14 protein-coding genes are annotated in these 18,865 nt (G+C 73.1%); 3 read left to right on the top strand and 11 right to left on the bottom strand.

Annotated features, from left to right (window positions below; genetic code table 11):
* The first annotated feature begins 94 nt into the window (after positions 1 to 94).
* Positions 95 to 940, top strand: a complete 846-nt coding sequence (locus ACYVG5_RS00130) for an LON peptidase substrate-binding domain-containing protein (RefSeq protein ID WP_222044883.1) — start codon at positions 95 to 97, stop codon at positions 938 to 940.
* On the opposite strand, the gene ACYVG5_RS00125 is transcribed toward ACYVG5_RS00130, so the two are convergent.
* The 5 genes from ACYVG5_RS00125 to lspA form a co-directional block, all read right to left on the bottom strand.
* On the bottom strand, positions 937 to 1,668 hold the full coding sequence (locus ACYVG5_RS00125) for a DUF2567 domain-containing protein (RefSeq protein WP_222044880.1): 732 nt from the start codon (positions 1,666 to 1,668) through the stop codon (positions 937 to 939). The two genes, ACYVG5_RS00130 and ACYVG5_RS00125, sit on opposite strands and share 4 nt — an antisense overlap.
* A 118-nt stretch (positions 1,669 to 1,786) precedes the next feature.
* Positions 1,787 to 5,353 (bottom strand): DNA polymerase III subunit alpha, encoded by a 3,567-nt coding sequence (gene dnaE, locus ACYVG5_RS00120; RefSeq protein ID WP_460682870.1) that lies wholly within the window; start codon positions 5,351 to 5,353, stop codon positions 1,787 to 1,789.
* Between the two features lie 286 nt (positions 5,354 to 5,639).
* Positions 5,640 to 6,431, bottom strand: a complete 792-nt coding sequence (locus tag ACYVG5_RS00115) for a CPBP family intramembrane glutamic endopeptidase (RefSeq protein ID WP_222044878.1) — start codon at positions 6,429 to 6,431, stop codon at positions 5,640 to 5,642.
* A gap of 12 nt (positions 6,432 to 6,443) precedes the next feature.
* A complete protein-coding gene (locus tag ACYVG5_RS00110) occupies positions 6,444 to 7,406 on the bottom strand; it encodes an RluA family pseudouridine synthase (RefSeq protein WP_222044876.1) in 963 nt (320 codons plus the stop codon).
* 67 nt (positions 7,407 to 7,473) lie between these two features.
* On the bottom strand, positions 7,474 to 8,088 hold the full coding sequence (gene lspA, locus ACYVG5_RS00105; RefSeq protein WP_222045399.1) for a signal peptidase II: 615 nt from the start codon (positions 8,086 to 8,088) through the stop codon (positions 7,474 to 7,476).
* Positions 8,089 to 8,334: 246 nt separating this feature from the next.
* Here lspA and mqo point away from each other — a divergent pair, with 246 nt between their 5' ends.
* Positions 8,335 to 9,816 carry a malate dehydrogenase (quinone) gene (gene mqo, locus ACYVG5_RS00100; protein WP_222044873.1) on the top strand — a complete coding sequence of 494 codons (1,482 nt, stop codon included), beginning with the start codon at positions 8,335 to 8,337 and terminating at the stop codon, positions 9,814 to 9,816.
* Positions 9,817 to 9,970: 154 nt separating this feature from the next.
* On the opposite strand, the gene ACYVG5_RS00095 is transcribed toward mqo, so the two are convergent.
* Entirely contained in the window at positions 9,971 to 11,482 is a 1,512-nt protein-coding gene (locus tag ACYVG5_RS00095; RefSeq protein WP_222044871.1) for a potassium/proton antiporter, read from the bottom strand.
* Between the two features lie 118 nt (positions 11,483 to 11,600).
* Between ACYVG5_RS00095 and ileS the strand changes: the two genes are divergently transcribed.
* Complete coding sequence (gene ileS / locus ACYVG5_RS00090; protein WP_460682869.1) at positions 11,601 to 14,771, top strand: isoleucine--tRNA ligase; 3,171 nt, start codon at positions 11,601 to 11,603, stop codon at positions 14,769 to 14,771.
* Between the two features lie 91 nt (positions 14,772 to 14,862).
* Here ileS and ACYVG5_RS00085 read toward each other — a convergent pair whose 3' ends face one another.
* The 5 genes from ACYVG5_RS00085 to ACYVG5_RS00065 all read right to left on the bottom strand — a co-directional run bounded on the left by ACYVG5_RS00085 (position 14,863) and on the right by ACYVG5_RS00065 (position 18,847).
* The gene (locus ACYVG5_RS00085; protein ID WP_460682868.1) at positions 14,863 to 15,939 is read right to left on the bottom strand and encodes a hypothetical protein; all 1,077 of its coding nucleotides are present in this window, start codon (positions 15,937 to 15,939) and stop codon (positions 14,863 to 14,865) included.
* A gap of 152 nt (positions 15,940 to 16,091) precedes the next feature.
* Positions 16,092 to 16,826, bottom strand: a complete 735-nt coding sequence (gene wag31, locus ACYVG5_RS00080; RefSeq protein ID WP_222044867.1) for a DivIVA-like cell division protein Wag31 — start codon at positions 16,824 to 16,826, stop codon at positions 16,092 to 16,094.
* A 106-nt stretch (positions 16,827 to 16,932) separates the two neighbouring features.
* On the bottom strand, positions 16,933 to 17,232 hold the full coding sequence (locus ACYVG5_RS00075) for a YggT family protein (RefSeq protein ID WP_222044865.1): 300 nt from the start codon (positions 17,230 to 17,232) through the stop codon (positions 16,933 to 16,935).
* A 53-nt stretch (positions 17,233 to 17,285) separates the two neighbouring features.
* A complete protein-coding gene (locus tag ACYVG5_RS00070) occupies positions 17,286 to 18,029 on the bottom strand; it encodes a cell division protein SepF (RefSeq protein WP_222044864.1) in 744 nt (247 codons plus the stop codon).
* A gap of 89 nt (positions 18,030 to 18,118) precedes the next feature.
* Complete coding sequence (locus ACYVG5_RS00065) at positions 18,119 to 18,847, bottom strand: YggS family pyridoxal phosphate-dependent enzyme (protein ID WP_222045395.1); 729 nt, start codon at positions 18,845 to 18,847, stop codon at positions 18,119 to 18,121.
* Positions 18,848 to 18,865 lie beyond the last annotated feature (18 nt).

Below are 18,865 nucleotides of genomic sequence, written 5' to 3'. Positions count from 1 at the left end.
GGGAAGAGCGGTGGGAGAACACCTCACGGTAGTCGGCGCGGTGGGCAGCAGGTCACGTGGCCGCAGGAGCAGCGACCGCCCGTAGGCTGCGCGCGTGGACGGCGGTCAGGTCGAGGTCATCCCGCTGTTCCCGCTGGGCACCCCGTTGTTCCCGGGGGTGGTGCTGCCGCTGCAGGTCTTCGAGCCCCGCTACCGGCGTCTGATGGCCGACCTCACCGGGCTGCCCGCCGACAGCGAGGGGCGCCGCTTCGGCGTCGTCGCCATCCGGCAGGGCTGGGAGGTCGAGCGGGTCGCCCCCGCCGAGGCGCTCTACGACGTGGGGTGCACCGCCGTGCTCCGGGCGGTCGCGCTCCAGCCGGACGGTGGCTACCAGGTCGTCACCGTGGGCAGCGACCGCTTCCGGCTGCTCGACGTGCTGGTCACCGAGGACCCGCCCTACCTGCAGGCCCGGGTGGAGTGGCTGGACGAGGAGGAGGCCGCCGAGGAGGCGGCCGGGAACGCCGACGGGCTGGTCGGGCCCGACGGCGGGCTCGCCGCGGCGGCCGACGACGTGGCGGCCTCCGTCGCCCGGGGTTCGCTGGAGGTGCTGACCGGCAACGTGCGGGACCTCTTCGCCCGCTACGTCACCGAGGTCACCCGCCGGCAGGCCGGCGCGTCCGCGGAGGAGCTGGCCGACCTCGCCACGGCCGGGACCGAGGCCGGCTCCCCCGCCGCGATGCTGCAGGAGGTCACCGACGATCCGCGGGGGCTGTCCTACCTGGTCGCCTCCGCGGCGCTGCTGACCACCGAGGACCGGCAGGCCCTGCTGGCCGAGTCGGCCACCCGGCGGCGGCTGGCGCTGGAGTCACGCCTGCTGCGCCGCGAACTGGTCCTGCTGCGCACCGTGGGCGCCGTGCCGGTGCCGCTGCAGGAGTTCGCCGGCCCGATGACGCCGAACTAGGAGCTGCGGGCCCCTTCGGCCTGGACCGGCGCCGCCACCGGCTGCGCGGGAATCGCGCCGGTCGCGGCTTCGTCCTCGCGGCCCAGGTCGTCGCGGGCTGCCATCGTGGTGGCCACCAGGTAGGTGAGGACGGCGACGAAGGGACCGACCGCCACCGCGGCGACCGCGCCCAGCTGCAGCCCGGTGGTGACGGTCGCGCCGACCTCGGCCAGCTGCTCGTCGGTGGGGCCGGGGCCGAGCAGCTCCCCCACCTGCCAGGCGACCAGGGAGGCGGCGATCATGCCGGTCGCCAGCCCGGCGAGCGCGACCACTCCCCGGGCGCGGCGGCGCAGCCACACGGCCACCCCGGCGAGCAACCCGAGGCCGGCGAGCACCAGCAGGTAGACGCCGTCGTCGGCCATGAACAGCTCGTTGGACGGCGGCGCCCCGAGCGGGACCAGCTCACCCTCGGCGACCCGGAAGGACGCCCGGGGTGCCAGCCGGAGCCACAGCAGCGCCGCCGGCAGCCCGGTCAGCGCCAGGACGACGACCGTGCCCAGCCCGCCGCGCAGGTCGGTGCGGGCGTCCCGGAACCCGATCCAGCCGGCCGGCCGCGCCGGTGGGCGCGGCGCCCCCGGCACCGGCGGCAGGGGCCCCGGGGACGGCGTGCGCGCCGGCGGCACCGGCGGGAGCCCCGGCAGCGGCGGTCGTCCGGCCGGCCGGGAGCCGGCGGGGAACGGGTCGGTCACGGACCCAGTGTCGCTGGCCCGGCTGTGCGGCATCCGGCCGGTGGTGACGTGCTGGAACGGCCACCCTTCAGGGGCCCGCGCTGAGCCTGCGAAGCGTGGGGGGAAGGGTGGTCCTTCCTCACAGCAGCGCGACGCTCGTCGGACCGAGCAGGGCCTTGATGTCGCCCATCAGCGCGGTGCTCGGCCGCACCCGCAGCCCCTGGTCCAGCCGCAGCACGGTCTCCCGGCCGCCGTTGAGCAGCTTGAGCTGCACCTCGGTGGTGCCCGGGTGGCTGCCGAGCACCTCGCGCAGCCGCTCGACGACCGGCGGGGTGCAGCGGGCGGCCGGCATCGACACCAGCACCGGACCGCGCGGCCCCTCGGTGAGTTCGGGGATGGTGACCTCGGAGGCGAACAGCGACGGGGTGTCGTCGCGGCGGCTGACCCGGCCCTTGACCACCACGATCTGATCGCGGACCACCTTGTCCGACACCTGCGCCCAGGTCTTGGGGAAGAACAGCACCTCCAGGCCCGCCTCGAGATCCTCGACGGTGGCGATGGCCCACGGGGCGCCCTGCTTGTTGGTACGCGGCCCGACCGCGGTGAGGATCCCGGCGATCGTGACGTTGGCGCCGTCCTCGACGTTCCCGGCGATGATCTCGGCCAGCGCGGTGTCGGCGTGCGAGGTGAGCACGTGCTCCACCCCGTGCAGCGGGTGGTCGGAGACGTAGAGGCCCAGCATGTCGCGCTCGAAGACCAACTTCTCCGACTTCGACCAGTCGGCGGTGGGGATCGCGATGTCCAGCGACGAGCCGAACGGGTCCTCGGCCGTCTCACCGAAGCTGCCGAACAGGTCGAACTGACCCTCGGCCTCCTTGCGCTTGAGGCCCATCGCCTGATCCACGGCGTTGGCGTGGATGGCCGCGATCCCCTGCCGCGAGTGGCCGAGGGAGTCGAAGGCGCCGGCCTTCGCCAGCGACTCGATCACCTTCTTGTTGCAGGCGACCGTGTCGATCTTCCGCATGAAGTCGGCGAAGTCCTTGAACGCGCCCTTCTCCTCGCGGGCCCGGGAGATCGACTCCACGACGTTGTGCCCGACGTTGCGCACCGAGGCCAGCCCGAAGCGGATGTCGGTGCCGACGGCGGTGAAGTCGGCCGAGGACTCGTTGACGTCGGGCGGGAGCACCTTGATGCCCATCCGGCGGCACTCGGCCAGGTAGATGGGTCGCTTGTCCTTGTCGTCGCCGACGCTGGTGAGGAGGGCGGCCATGTACTCGGCCGGGTAGTTGGCCTTGAGGTACGCCGTCCAGTACGAGATCAGGCCGTAGGCCGCCGAGTGCGCCTTGTTGAAGGCGTAGTCGGCGAAGGGCACCAGGATGTCCCAGAGCGTCTTGACCGCCGCGGCGGAGAAGCCGTTCTCCTTCATCCCGGCCTCGAAGCCGACGTACTCGGCGTCCAGCACCGACTTCTTCTTCTTGCCCATCGCGCGGCGCAGCAGGTCGGCCTTGCCGAGGGAGTACCCCGCGACCTTCTGCGCGATCGCCATGACCTGCTCCTGGTAGACGATCAGGCCGTAGGTCTGGCCGAGGATCTCCTCCAGCGGCTCGGCCAGCTCCGGGTGGATCGGGGTGATCTCCTGCTGGCCGTTCTTGCGCAGCGCGTAGTTGGTGTGCGAGTTCGCACCCATCGGGCCCGGGCGGTAGAGCGCACCGACTGCGGAGATGTCCTCGAAGTTGTCCGGCCGCATCAACCGCAGCAGCGACCGCATCGGCCCGCCGTCGAACTGGAACACGCCCAGGGTCTCCCCGCGCGCCAGCAGGTCGTAGGTCGCCGGGTCGGTGAGGTCCTTGCTGAGCTCGTCGAGGTCGATGGCCGCCTTGCCGTTGATGACGATGTTGCGCAGCGCATCGTCGATCACGGTGAGGTTGCGCAGCCCCAGGAAGTCCATCTTGAGCAGGCCGAGCGTCTCGCAGGTCGGGTAGTCGAACTGCGTGATGACCGCGCCGTCGGCCTCGCGGCGCATGATCGGCACGCTGTCGATCAGCGGGTACCGGCCGATGATGACGCCGGCCGCGTGCACGCCCCACTGGCGCTTCAGGCCCTCGAGCTTGCGGGCCTGGTCGATGACCTCGGCCGCGCCCGGGTCGGACTCGTAGCGGGCGCGGAACTCCGTGGCCTCCTTGTAGCGCTCGTGCTTGGGGTCGAAGATCCCCGACAGCGGGATGTCCTTGCCCATCACGCCCGGCGGCATCAGCTTGGTCAGCTCGTCACCCACCGAGTAGGGGCGGTCCAGCACCCGGGCGGCGTCCTTGATCGCGGCCTTCGCCTTGATCGTGCCGTAGGTGACGATCTGGCTGACCCGCTCCTCGCCGTACTTCTCCGAGACGTACCGGATGACCTCGCCGCGGCGGCGGTCGTCGAAGTCGATGTCGACGTCGGGCATGGAGACGCGCTCGGGGTTGAGGAACCGCTCGAAGATCAGGCCGTGCGCCAGCGGGTCGAGGTCGGTGATGCCCATCGCGTAGGCGGCCAGCGAACCGGCTGCCGAGCCCCGGCCGGGACCGACCCGGATGCCCTGCTCCTTCGCCCAGTTGATGAAGTCGGCGACCACGAGGAAGTACCCGGGGAAGCCCATCTGGACGATGATCCCGACCTCGTAGTCGGCCTGCTTGCGGACGTGGTCGGGGATGCCGCCCGGCCAGCGCTTGTGCAGGCCGCGCTCGACCTCCTTGATGAACCAGGACGTCTCGTCCTCGCCCTCGGGCAGCGGGAACCGGGGCATGAGGTCGGCGCCCTCGGTGAACCCGACCTCGCACTGCTCGGCGACCAGCAGCGTGTTGTCGCACGCCTCGGGGTGCTCGGCGAACAGCGCGCGCATCTCGGCGGCGGACTTCAGGTAGTAGCCGTCGCCGTTGAACTTGAAGCGGTTGGGCTCGTTGAGCCGGGAGCCGGTCTGGATGCACAGCAGGGCGTCGTGCGCCTCGGCGTCCTCGCGGTGGGTGTAGTGCAGGTCGTTGGTGCCCAGCAGCGGGATGCCGAGGTCCTTGGCGATCTCCAGCAGCGCGGGCTTGGTCTTCTTCTCGATGGACAGCCCGTGGTCCATGATCTCGGCGTAGAAGTTCTCCCGCCCGAAGATGTCCTGGAAGTCCGCGGCGGCCTGGCGGGCGCGCTCGACCTTGCCGGCGCGCAGCCACATGTTGACCTCGCCGGAGGGACACCCGGTGGTGGCGATCAGGCCCGTGCCGTACTTCTCCAGCAGGTCGCGGTCGAAGCGCGGCTTGCGGTACTGCCCCTCCAGGCTGGCCAGCGAGGAGAGCCGGAACAGGTTGTGCATGCCCTCGGTGGTCTTGGCCAGCAGGGTCATGTGCGTGTAGGCGGCCTTGCCGCGGTTGGACCCGCCGTCGCCCTCCTCGTCGATCAGCTTGTCGCCGAACTCGAACGGGGCGCGGTCGAAGCGCGAGCCGGGGGTGTAGTAGCCCTCCATGCCGATGATCGGCTTGACGCCCGCGCCCTTGGCCGTCTTGTAGAAGTCGTAGGCGCCGAAGACGTTGCCGTGGTCGGTCATCGCGAGGGCCGGCATGCCCTCCTCGGCGGCGGCCCGGGTGACCTCACCGAGCTTGGCCGCCCCGTCGAGCATCGAGTACTCGGTGTGCACGTGCAGGTGCACGAAGTTCTGCGACGACGATGCTGACGGCGCGCTGCTCACGGTGCGGTGTGCTCCTCACGGGTCGTGCTGTCGCCCGTCCACCCGACGGGGACGGGACGCTCCTGCTGACCGGCGGGGAAGGCCGTGTCGCGTGGGATGTTCGGGCATGTGCGTGGACCGGACCCGATCCTCGCACTAGGGACGTCCTACTCCGAGGGTCTGACAGGACGTGTCTCGACCCCGGGGACCGATCCGTCACGCCGCGGCCCGCCCACCTGCGGACCGTGGCCCGGCGACCGGCTCGCGGTGGATGGTGACGTTCGCGATACCGGCCGCCCGGCGGGGCTCACCGGGCTCCCGCGGGGAGGGCCGAGGCCGGCACCAGCAGGAAGCGCAGGTCGATCACGGCGTGCAGCAGGACCGGGAGCAGCAGTGACCCGCTGGACAGGTAGACCGCGGCGAGCACCCCGCCGAGCACGCCGGTGGTGACCATCCCGGAGACGCCCTGGTAGGCGTGCGCCAGGCCGAAGGCGACCGCGGCGACACCCACCAGCGCCGGCCCGGGCAGCCCCGGGGCGACCGCGGCGACCAGGGCCAGGAAGAAGCCGCGGTAGAGCCACTCCTCGCACACCCCGGCCGTCACGCCCACCACCGCGAACAGCCGCCGTTCCGGCTGGGTCCGGGGGAGCAGCGCGAGGGTCGACGAACCCGGCGGCTCCGCGTGCCGGGCCTCGCCCGGCCGCGCCGGCGCCGGCGGACCGGAGAGCGCCCCGGAGCGCAGGGCGAGGGTGGAGTACACCACCAGGCCGAGCAGCAGCAGGCAGGCCGCCGTGGTGAGCACGCCCGGCCAGCGCTGCGGCCAGCCGAGCCCGACGTGCCCGGCCGACACCCCCGGCGCGGACAACCAGACCATCAGCGCGATGAGCGCCAGCCCCCACTCCAGCACCAGCAGCCTGCGGTACAGCGAGCGCCGGGCGACCGGGTCGGTACCCAGCCGACCCTCGAACCGCCGGTGCAGCGCGTGCCCGACGAAGGGCTCCCCGATGACCAGGTACCCGGCGATGACGACCGCGGCCAGCTGCGCCGGCCCCCAGTCCGACAGTGCGTCGGGCAGGCCCGCTGCCCCCTCGAGACCCACGGCGGCGGTCGGTCAGTTCTCGGCGCGCAGGATGGCCAGGGCGCCGGCCAGGTCGGCGGGGTACTCGCTGGTGAACTCGACCCATGACCCGTCGGCCGGGTGGGCGAAACCGAGCCGGACGGCGTGCAGCCACTGGCGCTCGACGCCCAGCCGCGCGGCCAGCGTCGGGTCGGCGCCGTAGGTCGGGTCGCCGACGCAGGGATGCCGCAGCGCGGAGAAGTGCACGCGGATCTGGTGGGTGCGGCCGGTTGCGAGGTGGATGTCGACCAGGCTGGCGGCCGGGAAGGCCTCCAGCACCTCGTAGTGGGTCACCGAGGGGCGCCCACCGGAGACGACGGCGAACCGCCAGTCGTGCTTGGGGTGCCGGTCGATGGGGGCGTCGATGGTGCCCTTCGACGGGTCGGGGTGGCCCTGGACCAGCGCGTGGTAGCCCTTGTCGACGGTGCGCTCCTTGAAGGCCGCCTTCAGCAGCGTGTACGCCCGTTCGCTCTTCGCCACCACCATCAGCCCGGTGGTGGCGGCGTCCAGGCGGTGTACCACGCCCTGCCGCTCGGCCGCACCGCTGGTGGAGATTCGGTAGCCGGCCGCGGCCAGCCCGCCGGTCACGGTGGGGCCGTCCCAGCCGGGGCTGCCGTGGGCGGCGACGCCCACCGGCTTGTCGATCACCACGATGTCGTCGTCGTCGTGCACGACGGTCATCCCGGCCACCGGCCGGGGCGGGGCCGGCTCGCCGGGCGGCGGGGGCAGCTCCACCTCCAGCCAGCTCCCGCCGCTGAGCCGGTCACCCTTGCCGCGGGCGCGCCCGTCGACCACCACCCGGCCGGCGTCGGCGAGCTCGGCGGCGACCGTGCGGGAGACCCCGAACAGCCGGGACAGCGCCTGGTCGACCCGCTGCCCCTCGAGGCCGTCGGGGACCGGCAGGGCGCGGTGCTCGCCGGGTGCCGCCGGGCTCGGGCTGCTGGTCACGCCGTCCATTGTGCAGAAGGACCCCGTCCTCCTCACCGCTCGCACGCTCGCGGCGAGCCTCTGGACGGGGCCGCGGTCAGTCGGCGGAACTGCGGTCCCCGGCCCGCCCGCCGTCGAACTCGATGCCGCGGAAGGCCAGCACCGCGCCGAGCAACCCGCCGCAGACGATCGCGGAGTCGGCGACGTTGAAGATGGGCCACACGCTGCCGTCGGGGGCGAACAGCGACAGGAAGTCGACGACCCCACCGCGCAGGAAGCCCGGGTCGCGGAAGATCCGGTCCGCGAGGTTGCCGAGCGCTCCACCGAGCACCAGGCCCAGCGCGACCGCCCAGCCGGTGGACAACAGCCGCCGGGCCACCCGCACGATGACCACCACCACGACGGCGGCGATGACGGTGAACACCACGGTGGCGCCCTCGGCCAGGGAGAAGGCCGCACCGGTGTTGCGGGCCTCGGTGAGGTACAGCGCCCCGCCCCACAGCCGCACCGGTTCCCGGTCGGAGAGGGTGGCGACGACCAGCACCTTGGTGCCCAGATCCAGGGCGAACACGACCGCGGCGAGCGCGAGGAGCAGCCGGGTGCGCGGCCGGCGTGGCACGCCCGGCGTCCCGGCCGGCCGGGTCCGGCCGGACGGGTCGGGCTGCTCGTTCACGATGGCCGCCGCCTCCTCCAGCGCAGCACCTGCGGCCACGTCGTTCCCGACGATAGCCGCGCCGCCCACCGCCGTCCCGGATCGCGGGCGGCCCGGCCCGGGCGGGCAGGGGCGTGTCGCCACCTCCGACGCCCACCTCGACGCGCAGGTCAGGGTCCCGGGGGGCGACACTGTGACAGATCTCATGGGACCAGATGGGTCTGCGCCCCTCCTTCGGGGCATGGAGGCCCGAAGCGCGGACGACGATGGGACATCGAGACGGTCCTGAGCTCCTGGAGGCACATCTTGACCACGGACGCCGCGAACCCCGACGTAGTGCTCGTCGGCGGCGGCATCATGAGCGCGACCCTGAGCGCCCTGCTCGGTGTGGTGGCGCCCGACTGGAGCGTCACGGTCTTCGAGTCCGGCGACGCGGTGGCCGAGGAGAGCTCGGGCCCCTGGAACAACGCGGGCACCGGCCATGCCGCTCTGTGCGAGCTGAACTACACCCCGGCCGGCCCGGACGGGCGGGTGAACCCGGCGAAGGCCGTCACCATCAACGAGCAGTTCCAGGTGTCCCGCCAGTTCTGGTCGCACCTGGTGCGGAAGGGCCTCACCGGCTCACCGAAGGACTTCATCACCCCGGTCCCCCACATCAGCTTCGTCACCGGCGCGGCCGGCCAGAAGTACATGCGGACCCGGTTCGAGGCCATGTCGGCCGAGCCGCTGTTCGACGGGATGGAGCACACCCAGGACCCGGCGGTGCTCGCCGAGTGGGTGCCGCTGATGATGGCCGGCCGCGACCCGGGCCAGAAGATGGCCGCCACCCGCTCGGTGGCCGGCACCGACGTCGACTTCGGGTCGCTGACCCGGCTGATGTTCGACGCGGCCACCGCCCGGGGCGTGCAGGTGCACACCTCCACCCGGGTCGACCGGGTGGAACGCGGCACCGACGGCCGCTGGACCATCGGCGCCCGCGACACCCGCACCGGTGAGCGCCGCACCGTGCGCTCCCGGTTCGTCTTCGTCGGCGCCGGCGGTGGCGCACTGCCGTTGCTGCAGAAGGCCGGCATCCCCGAGATCCGCGGCTTCGGCGGCTTCCCGGTCAGCGGCCAGTTCCTCCGCACCCGCTCCCCCGAGCTGGTCGGCCGGCACCAGGCCAAGGTCTACGGTCAGGCCGCCGTCGGCGCGCCGCCCATGTCGGTGCCGCACCTGGACCTGCGCTACATAGACAACGACCAGTCGCTGCTGTTCGGCCCCTACGCCGGTTTCTCGCCGAAGTTCCTCAAGGGCGGCTCGCTGTTCGACCTGCCGAAGTCGGTGCGCGGCAACAACCTCGGGTCGATGCTCGGCGTGGCGAAGGACAACATCCCCCTGACCAGGTACCTGATCGGGCAGGTGCTGCAGTCCCGCGGCGCCCGGCACGCCACGCTCACCGATTTCGTACCCACGGCCGAGGCGGGTGACTGGGAGCTGATCACGGCCGGACAGCGCGTGCAGGTCATCAAGCAGGACCCGGACGGGCGCGGCGTGCTGCAGTTCGGCACCGAACTGGTCGTCGGTGGTGAGGGCACGATCGCCGGCCTGCTGGGCGCCTCCCCGGGCGCCTCGACCGCGGTGGCGGCGATGCTCAACCTGCTGGAGCGCTGCTTCCCCGACCGCGTGGATTTCTGGCGTCCGCTGATCCAGGAGGCGATCCCCTCCTACGGGCACAAGCTGTCCGAGGAGCCCGCCCTGCTGGTCCAGGTGCGCGAGGACACCAAGCGCACGCTGGAACTGAACGGGTAGAGAGACACGACGGGACCACGATGCGGTCGGAGAGGACCGCTGTGGTCTGCCGGCGCGGGGGCCGGCGGCTCCCCGGCGGCAGGGCTCGCAGCGGCTTGGCCCCCTGCAGGGTCCCGCCGCGAGCTTGCGAGTGGTGGGGGCAGGGGGTCCTTCATCAGTCCAGCCCGGTCGCCCCGCCCGTCTCCCCCCGCCAGGTGGCCAGCCGGCCGGCCCGGCTGACTGCCCGCAGCCGTCGTTCGGCCTCCGGGCGGGAGGCGCGGGAGGAGACCAGCAGCGCCTGGTCCCCGCGCATCAGCCGGGTGGTCGCGTCGGGCACGAACGGCCGCCCGTCGCGGACGACGAGCACTACGGCCGCGTCCTCCGGCAGCCGTAGCTCGGGCAGGTACACCCCGTGCAGTCGCGATCCGGTGGGCACGGTGAGCTGCATGAGGTCCGCGTCCAGCTCGTCCAGGGGCGCGGACTCCACCTCCACCTCGCGCGGGGTCGTCGGGGTGGCGATCCGCAGCCACCGGGCCATCCGCGGCAGCAGGCCGCCCTGCAGCACCGTGAAGACGACGACCAGCACGAAGACGGTGTCGAAGATGACGGTCGCGCCGGGGACCTGACCGGTCAGCGGGAAGGTGGCGAGCACGATGGGCACCGCGCCCCGCAGGCCCGCCCAGGACACGAACGCCTGCTGGGCCAGCGGCCAGCGGAACCAGACCAGGCTCAGCAGCACCGACAGCGGCCTGGCCACCAGCAGCAGCACCCCGCCGATGAGCAGCGCGGGCAGCAGTGCGTCGATCAGCCGGGACGGCGAGACCAGCAGTCCGAGGAGCACGAACAGCCCGATCTGGGCCAGCGAGGCGGTCCCCTCGGCGAACCCGATGCTGGCCGAGCGGTGTGGCATGTGGGCGTTGCCCAGCACCACACCGCAGAGGTAGACCGCGACGATGCCGGAGGTCCACGCCAGCGTGGCCACGGCGAAGGCGAGCACGCAGATGGCCAGGGTCGCCAGCGGGTAGAGCCCGGCCAGCGGCAGCGCCGCCCGGCGGAGCACCCAGGCGCCGCCGAACCCGATGGCCACCCCGAGCAGGCCGCCACCGGCCAGCTGCCCCACGACGGTGAGCCCGACCAGCCACCAGGGGTCGGGCTGGCCGCCGGCCACCTGCACGATCAGGGCGCTCACCAGCAGGATCACCGGCGCGTCGTTGAGCCCGCTCTCCGCCTCGACGGCCGCGACGACGCGCCGCGGCAGGGGCATCCGGCGCAGCACCGCGAACACCGCCGCCGCGTCGGTCGAACCGATCACCGCGGCCAGCAGCAGGGCGACCCCCCACTCCAGGTCCAGCAGCCAGACCGCGAAGGCCGCGGTGACCCCCACCGACACCCCGACGCCGATGGTGGCCAGGCTGAGGCCCGGCCCCAGGGCCCGCCGCATCTCCGGCCAGCGCGTCGTCAGCCCACCCTCGGCGAGGATCACCACCAGCGCCGCGATGCCCAGCGTCTGGGCCAGGGCGAAGTCCTCGAACTGCACGCCGAGGCCGCCCTCCCCCAGCGCCACGCCCAGGGCCAGGTACAGCAGGAGGGAGGGCAGACCGAGCCGGTCGGCCAGCCGCAGCGCGACCGCGGCGACCAGCACCACGAGGGCACCGACGGCCAGCGCGACGGTGACCGTGGTGTTCACCCGCGCCCTCCCATGGGCGCAGTCTCCCGTACCGGCGTCCCGCCCCGGTGACCGGCGCCGCGCCCGCCGGCCGGGCTGGGTGGCCGGGGCGTCGGCGGGATCGGGGATGATGGCTGCCGTGAGCTCTGCCGCTGGTCCGTTCCGTGCCCTCCCACCCCAGGTCGACCTGCCCGCCCTCGAGCACGAGGTGCTCGAGCAGTGGGAGGCCGGCAAGGTCTTCGCCCGCACGCTCGAGGGCTCGGCCGACAAGCCGCAGTGGGTGTTCTACGAGGGGCCGCCGACCGCCAACGGCCGCCCCGGGACCCACCACATCGAGGCCCGGGCGTTCAAGGACGTCTTCCCCCGGTTCAAGACCATGCAGGGCTGGCACGTGCCGCGCCGGGCCGGCTGGGACTGCCACGGCCTGCCGGTGGAGATCGCCGTGGAGCAGGAGCTCGGCTTCGCCGGCAAGCCCGACATCGAGCGGTTCGGGATCGCCGAGTTCAACGCCCGCTGCCGCGAGTCGGTGGAGCGGCACGTCGGTGCCTTCGCGGAGCTGACCGATCGGATGGGCTACTGGGTCGACATGTCGACCGCGTACCGGACGATGGACTCCAGCTACGTGCAGAGCGTCTGGTGGTCGCTCAAGCAGGTGTTCGACAAGGGGCTGCTGGTGGAGGACCACCGGGTGGCGCCCTACTGCCCGCGGTGCGGAACCGGCCTGTCCGACCACGAGGTCGCCCAGGGCTACGAGACCATCACCGACCCCTCGGTGTACGTGCGGCTGCCGGTCACCAGCGGCGAGTGGGCCGGCCGCGCCGACCTGCTGGTCTGGACGACGACGCCCTGGACGCTGCCGTCCAACACCGCGGTGGCGATGAACCCCGAGGTCACCTACGTCGTCGCCCGCTCGGGTGCCGACACCCTGGTCGTGGCCGAGCCGCTGCTGGGCGCCGTCTTCGGCGACGCCGAGGTGGAGGTACTCGCGCGCACCGTGGGCCGGGAGTGGGAGTTCGTGCACTACCAGCGGCCCTTCGAGCTGGTGGAGTTCCCCGCCGGCGACGCGCACTTCGTCGTCCTCGCCGACTACGTCACCACCGACGACGGCACCGGCCTGGTGCACCAGTCCCCCGCCTTCGGCGCCGATGACCTCGTCGTCTGCCGCGGCTACGGCCTGCCGGTGGTCAACCCGGTCGACGCCTCCGGGCACTTCCTTCCCGAGGTGCCGCTGGTCGGCGGCCACTTCTTCAAGGCCGCCGACCCCGCCCTGGTCGAGGACCTCCTGGCCCGGGGGGTGCTGTACCGGGAGCTGCGGTACGAGCACAGCTACCCGCACTGCTGGCGCTGCCACACCCCGCTCATGTACTACGCGCAGCCGTCCTGGTACATCCGCACCAGCGCGATCAAGGACCAGCTGCTCGCGGAGAACGAGAAGACGTCCTGGCACCCGGAGAACATCCAGTGGGGCCGCTACGGCGACTGGCTGCGCAACAACGTCGACTGGGCGCTGTCGCGTGACCGGTACTGGGGCACCCCGCTGCCGATCTGGCGCAACGACGCCGACCCCGCCAAGCTTGTCGCCGTCGCCTCGCTCGCGGAGCTGTCCGAGCTGACCGGCCGCGACCTCGCCGACCTCGACCCGCACCGCCCGTTCATCGACGAGGTGACCTTCACCGTGCCCGGCGAGGAGGGCACCTACCGCCGGGTCCGCCAGGTCATCGACGCCTGGTACGACTCCGGGTCGATGCCGTTCGCCCAGTGGGGGGCGCCGCACCAGAACCGGGCGGAGTTCGAGGCCGCCTACCCGGCGCAGTTCATCTGCGAGGCGATCGACCAGACCCGCGGCTGGTTCTACACGCTGATGGCGGTCGGCACGCTGGTCTTCGAGCGCAGCTCCTACGAGAACGTCCTCTGCCTGGGGCACATCCTGGCCGAGGACGGCCGGAAGATGAGCAAGCACCTGGGCAACATCCTGGAGCCGATGCCGCTGATGGACCGGCACGGCGCGGACGCCGTCCGCTGGTTCATGCTGGCCGGCGGCTCACCGTGGTCGGCCCGCCGGGTGGGGCACGAGACGCTGTCCGAGGTGGTGCGCAAGGTGCTGCTGACCTACTGGAACACCGCCAGCTTCTTCACCCTCTACGCCGAGACCAACGGCTGGGACCCGGCCTCGACCCCGCCGCCGGCCCGGGCGGACCGGCCGCTGCTCGACCGCTGGGCGCTGGCCGAGCTGGCGTCGGTCACCGCCGGGGTCACCGACGCCCTCGAGGCGTTCGACACCCAGACCGCCGGGCGACTGCTCGCCGAGTTCGTCGACGACCTGTCCAACTGGTACGTGCGCCGCAGCCGGCGCCGGTTCTGGGAGGGTGACCCGGCCGCACTGGGCACGCTGCACGAGGTGCTCGACGGACTGACCCGGTTGATGGCCCCGTTCACGCCGTTCATCACCGAGCGGGTGTGGGGCACCGTGGTCGTGCCAGGGGCGGTCGGGCGGGACGGACAGGGGGCGGCCGTCGACTCGGTGCACCTGGCCAGCTGGCCCCTCGTCGACGAGGACGCCCGCGACGACACGCTGGTCGAGCAGGTCGCCCTGGTCCGCCGGCTGGTGGAGCTGGGCCGCTCGGCGCGGACCCAGGCCAAGGCCCGCACCCGGCAGCCGCTGGCGCGTGCCCTGGTGGCCGCACCGGGCTGGTCGGAACTCCCGCGGGACCTGGTCGCCGAGGTGGCCGACGAGCTGAACGTGGCGGAGTTGACCGACCTGTCGGCGGTGGGCGGCTCGCTGGTCGACATCACGGTGAAGGTCGACTTCCGGGCGGTGGGCCGGCGGCTGGGCAAGCAGGTGCAGGCGGTCGCCACGGCCGTCGCCGCCGCGGACCCGGCCGAGCTGGTCGCCGCCTACCGGGCCGGCACGGCCACCGTCGACGTGGACGGCACGGCCGTCGCGTTGCAGGACGGCGACCTGGTGGTCACCGAAACCCCGCGGGAGGGCTGGACCGTCGCATCCGCGACCGGCCTCACCGTGGCACTGGACCTCACCCTGACCCCGGAGCTGGAGCGCGCCGGCCTGGCCCGCGAGGTGGTCCGCCTGGTGCAGGACGCGCGCAAGAGCGCGGGCCTGGCGGTGAGCGACCGGATCGAGCTGTGGTGGACCGGCGAGGGTCCGGTGGCCCAGGCGCTCACCGAGCACGCCGGGCAGCTGTCCGGTGAGGTGCTGGCCACGAGCCTGCACGCCGCCACCGCCGGTTCGGGGGAAGGTGTCGAGGGCCCGCAGGGCTCCCGGGTCTGGATCGCCCGCGCCGCCGACAACTGAACGGGGCGCTGCGGGGCGCAGCGCCCGGTCGTCGGCCCCATCCCGGGTCCCGCCCCGAGCCTGCGAGGGGTGGGGAGGAGGGGGTCCTTCCTCAGCCTCGGGAGCGGCGGGCCCGCTCCACCCGGGCCAGGTTCCGATCCGGGGCGCAGGTGCCGCACGGGGTGAAGCCGTCCGTCCGGGCCTCCACCATCGGCATGCCGAAGGTCGGCTGGCCGCTCAGGTGCGGGCACCCGCCGAGGTGGTACCGGGGGTGCTCGTCGACGACCAGGACCTCGTCGGTCAGGTCGAGCACGACCAGCAGGTCGGTCACCTCGACCTCTTCCACCGGGGGCTCACCGTCGGCGTCGGTGCCCGGTGCGGACTGCTGCCCGCCCGCCGGGTGCTCCGTGTCGGGGCCGCCCCCGGCGGCTGCGCTCATCGACGTCTCGTCATCGCCCGGCGGGGTGGACGGCGGGACGTACCGCGAGGCGCCGTACGGCTCGTAGGGCTCGTCGTACCCCTGCGCCTGGTACGGGTCATCGGTCGGCGCACCGTACGGCGGCCCCGCGTACGGCTGCGGCCCGTGGTCCTGCCGGTCGTCACCGTGCCCGGCGTAGCCCTGCGGATCGGCATAACCCTGCGGATCGGCATAGCCCTGCTGGTCGGCATAGCCCTGCTGGTCGCCATAGCCCTGCTGGTCGCCATAGCCCTGCTGGTCGCCATAGCCCTGCTGGTCGCCATAGCCCTGCTGGTCGGAGCGGTGCTGGTCGGAGCGGTGCGCTCCGTAGCCGTACTGGTCGTAGCCCTGGCGCTCGTGCTCCTGAGCGTCGTGGTCCTGCTGGGGCTGCCACTGCGGCTGGTTCTGGTCGCCCTCCTCGGGCTGATCCGCCCTCGGCTGGGGGCGCGAGGGCGGGCCGGTGGGTGGCGCAGCCGGGAACTGGTCCCGATCGTGCCGCCCCCGGCCGGCCGCCTGCCCGGCCGGCTGCCGGCGATGCTGCCCGTCGTGGCCGTCCGGGCCCTCCCCGCGGCGTGCCGCGATGCCCCGGCGCACCTCACCGCCGACGACGACGAGCGCGGCCAGCGCGCTGGCCCCGAAGGAGGCCCACTGGAGGATGGCGGACCCCTCGATCAGCCCGGCGGCGAGCAGGCCGACCGCAGCGACTACCAGGACGGCCGCGAGCAAGATCACGGACTGATGCTAGTGCGCCGCCACCGGGACGGCTCGGGCCCCCCGAGCGCGACCGAGCCCCGCCGGACGGTGTCCGGCGGGGCTCGGGTGCGCGGCCACCCTTCAGGGGCCCGCGCCGAGCGTGCGAGGCGTGGGGGAAGGGTGGTCCTTCTTCAGGCCCCGACGTGCTGGTTCTGCCGGTTGTTGGCCGACGGCTCGGCCGAGCCACGGCTGTCCAGGTCGCGCAGGTGCGACTCGAGGTAGGACCGCAGCCGGGTCCGGTACTCCCGCTCGAAGGTGCGCAGCTCGTCGACCTTGCGATCGAGGCTGGCGCGCTTCTCCTCCAGCGACCCCATCGCTTCCACGTGCTTGCGCTCGGCATCCTGGGCCAGGGCGGTGGCCTTGGCCCGGGCCTCGCGCTCCATCGTGTCGGCCCGGGTGCGGGAGTCGGTGATCATGGCATCGGCCCGCGACTTCGCCTCGGTGACCATCTGCTCGCTCTTCGAGCGGGCCTCGGCGAGCATCCGCTCGCTGTTGGTCTTGGCACTGCCGACCATCTGGTCGGCCTGGGCCTTCGCCTCGTTGACGTACCGCTCGGCCGTCTCGCTGGCCAGCGACAGCATCCGCGATGCCCGGACGCTGTCGTCCTCGCGGGCGGACGAGGGAGCAGCGGCGGGTGGCGGCGGTGGCGCTGCCACGGTGAGCGGCGCGGCCTCGGCCGGTCGCTCGTCGGCGCGCGAGCCGCCACCACCGGAGGCGCGGAGGTCGTTGTTCTCCTCGATCAACCGGGCGAGCTCGGCCTCCACCACGTCGAGGAAGGCATCGACCTCGTCCTCGTCGTAACCGCGCTTGCCGATCGGCGGCTTCTTGAAGACGACGTTGTGCACGTCGGCGGGCGTGAGTGGCATGGGGCTCACCTCAGGTCGGACGAGTGGGACGGGGCGGACACAGACGGGCAGCGGATCTCGGCGGACCAGCACCTCGTCCCGGGTGGGCACGAGTTCACCGGGTGGCTCATGCGAGGTTCAGAGCCAGGCCGTTGACCAGGCCGCGCAGGAGGAACACCAGGATCAATAAGACCATGAACCCGAGGTCCAGACGGATGGACCCGAGGTTCAGCGGTGGGATGACCTTGCGCACGGCCTTCAGCGGCGGGTCGGTGGTCGCGTACACGACCTCGAGCCCGGCGGCGACCAGACCGGACGGACGCCAGCTGCGCGCCAGCACCATCACCCAGTCGACGACGAAGCGCGCGAACAGCAGGATCAGGAAGACGAGCAGGACCGACGAGACGATCTGCAGGAGTAGAGCCACGGTCCTCGCTCGTTCGGGGCGCCTCGCGGGCGGACCCGGCGTGACGCGCTGTTTCAGGACTGGTTGAAGAACCCGCCCTCACGGATGCGGGCCTTGTCCTCGGCGGTCACGTCGACGTCCTGCGGACTGAGCAGGAAGACCTTCGCCGTGACCCGCTCGATACTACCGTGCAGCCCGAAGGACAGACCCGCAGCGAAGTCCACGAGTCGCTTCGCGTCGGCGTCGTTCATCTCGGTCAGGTTCATGATGACCGGCATGCCCTCGCGGAACCGCTCGCCGATGGTGCGCGCCTCGTTGTAGGTGCGCGGGTGCAGCGTGGTGATCCGGTAGGGCTGCGGCGCCTTCTTCGCCGGGGCCGGGGCCGGCGCCGGCGCCGCGACGAGGGGCTCGCGCACGGCCAGGCCGGCCGAGCCGCCGAGCGCAGCGCCCCCACCCGAGCCACCCAGGCGGGTCGCCCCGGCGCCGCCCGCGGAGGGCGCAGCGGGTGCGCCCGCCAGCCCCAGCGACCGCGCGGCCACCGGACGACGGGTCAGCGGCGTGGGCTCCGGCTCCGGGGCGGGCTCCTCCGACGGCGCGGCGCCGTACCCCGCGTCATAGCCGGCCGGGTGCTCGGTATCGGGGTAGCCGGTGTCGTAGCGCGGGTCGACCGCGTCGTACTCGCCGGCCGGGGCGTACCGGTCGTACCCACGCTCGTCGTAGTCCGACTGGCGGGCGGCGTAGCGGTCGTACCCCCCGCGCGCGTCGTCGTCCTCGACGAGGCCGAGGTAGACCCCCATCTTTCGCATGGCTCCGGCCATCGGACGTCTCCCTCTGGTCTCGTCCTCCGCGGTGCGGACCGCAGAGCTCGTGGAACGGGTGGTGCCGGCGTGACCGGTGGGGCTGGTGGTCACACGTCCGGTTCGGAAGATAGGACTCGCGGGCCGAACAACGCGGTTCCGACACGCACCACAGTGGCACCAGCAGTCACAGCAGCCTCCAGGTCGGCGCTCATGCCTGCCGATAACTCCCTGGACCCAGGATGATCGGCGCGCACCCGAGCGGCGAGCTCCGCCAGCCGGGCGAACGCCGGGGCCGGGTCCGCGTTCCGCGGCGCGACCGCCATCAGGCCCAGCAGCCGCAGGCCCGCCATCTCTGCCACGGCGTCGGCCAGGGCCGGGACGTCGTCGGGCGGCGCTCCGCCACGGGTCCCGTCCCGGCCGGGCGGGCCGCCCAGGTCCACCTGGACGAACGCGTCCAGCGGCCGCTGCGCCTGCTGGGCGGCCCGGTCCAGGGCGGCGACCAGCGGCAGCCGGTCCACCGAATGCACCACCGCGCCGATCCGGCACACCGCACCGGCCTTGTTGCGCTGCAGCTGTCCCACCAGGTGCCAGCGGAGCTCCGGGCCGCCGGGGTCGGCGGCGAGGTCTGCCACCTTGCCGGTGAGCTCCTGCACCCGGTTCTCGGCGAACTCCCGCTGCCCCAGGGCCGCCAGCGCACGGATGTCCGCAGCCGGCCTGGTCTTGCTCACCGCGAGCACCCGCACCTCGGCCGGGTCGCGCCCGGCGGCGCGGGCGGCGGCGTCGATGCGCTCGCGGACGTTCCGGAGGTTGTGCTGGAGCCGGTCCACGGACGCCATCATGCAACCCGCCGGCCG

The organism is Modestobacter lapidis (assembly GCF_054780755.1).
This window is presented reverse-complemented; position numbering and strand designations above follow the sequence as displayed.

Excerpts from the sequence above, each read along its gene's own strand:
- ACYVG5_RS00110 (WP_222044876.1), bottom strand. The coding sequence starts at position 7,406 with ATGGACGGCGTGACCAGCAGCCCGAGCCCGGCGGCACCCGGCGAGCAC.
- ACYVG5_RS00070 (WP_222044864.1), bottom strand. The coding sequence starts at position 18,029 with ATGGCCGGAGCCATGCGAAAGATGGGGGTCTACCTCGGCCTCGTCGAG.
- ACYVG5_RS00065 (WP_222045395.1), bottom strand. The coding sequence starts at position 18,847 with ATGGCGTCCGTGGACCGGCTCCAGCACAACCTCCGGAACGTCCGCGAG.
- wag31 (WP_222044867.1), bottom strand. The coding sequence starts at position 16,826 with ATGCCACTCACGCCCGCCGACGTGCACAACGTCGTCTTCAAGAAGCCG.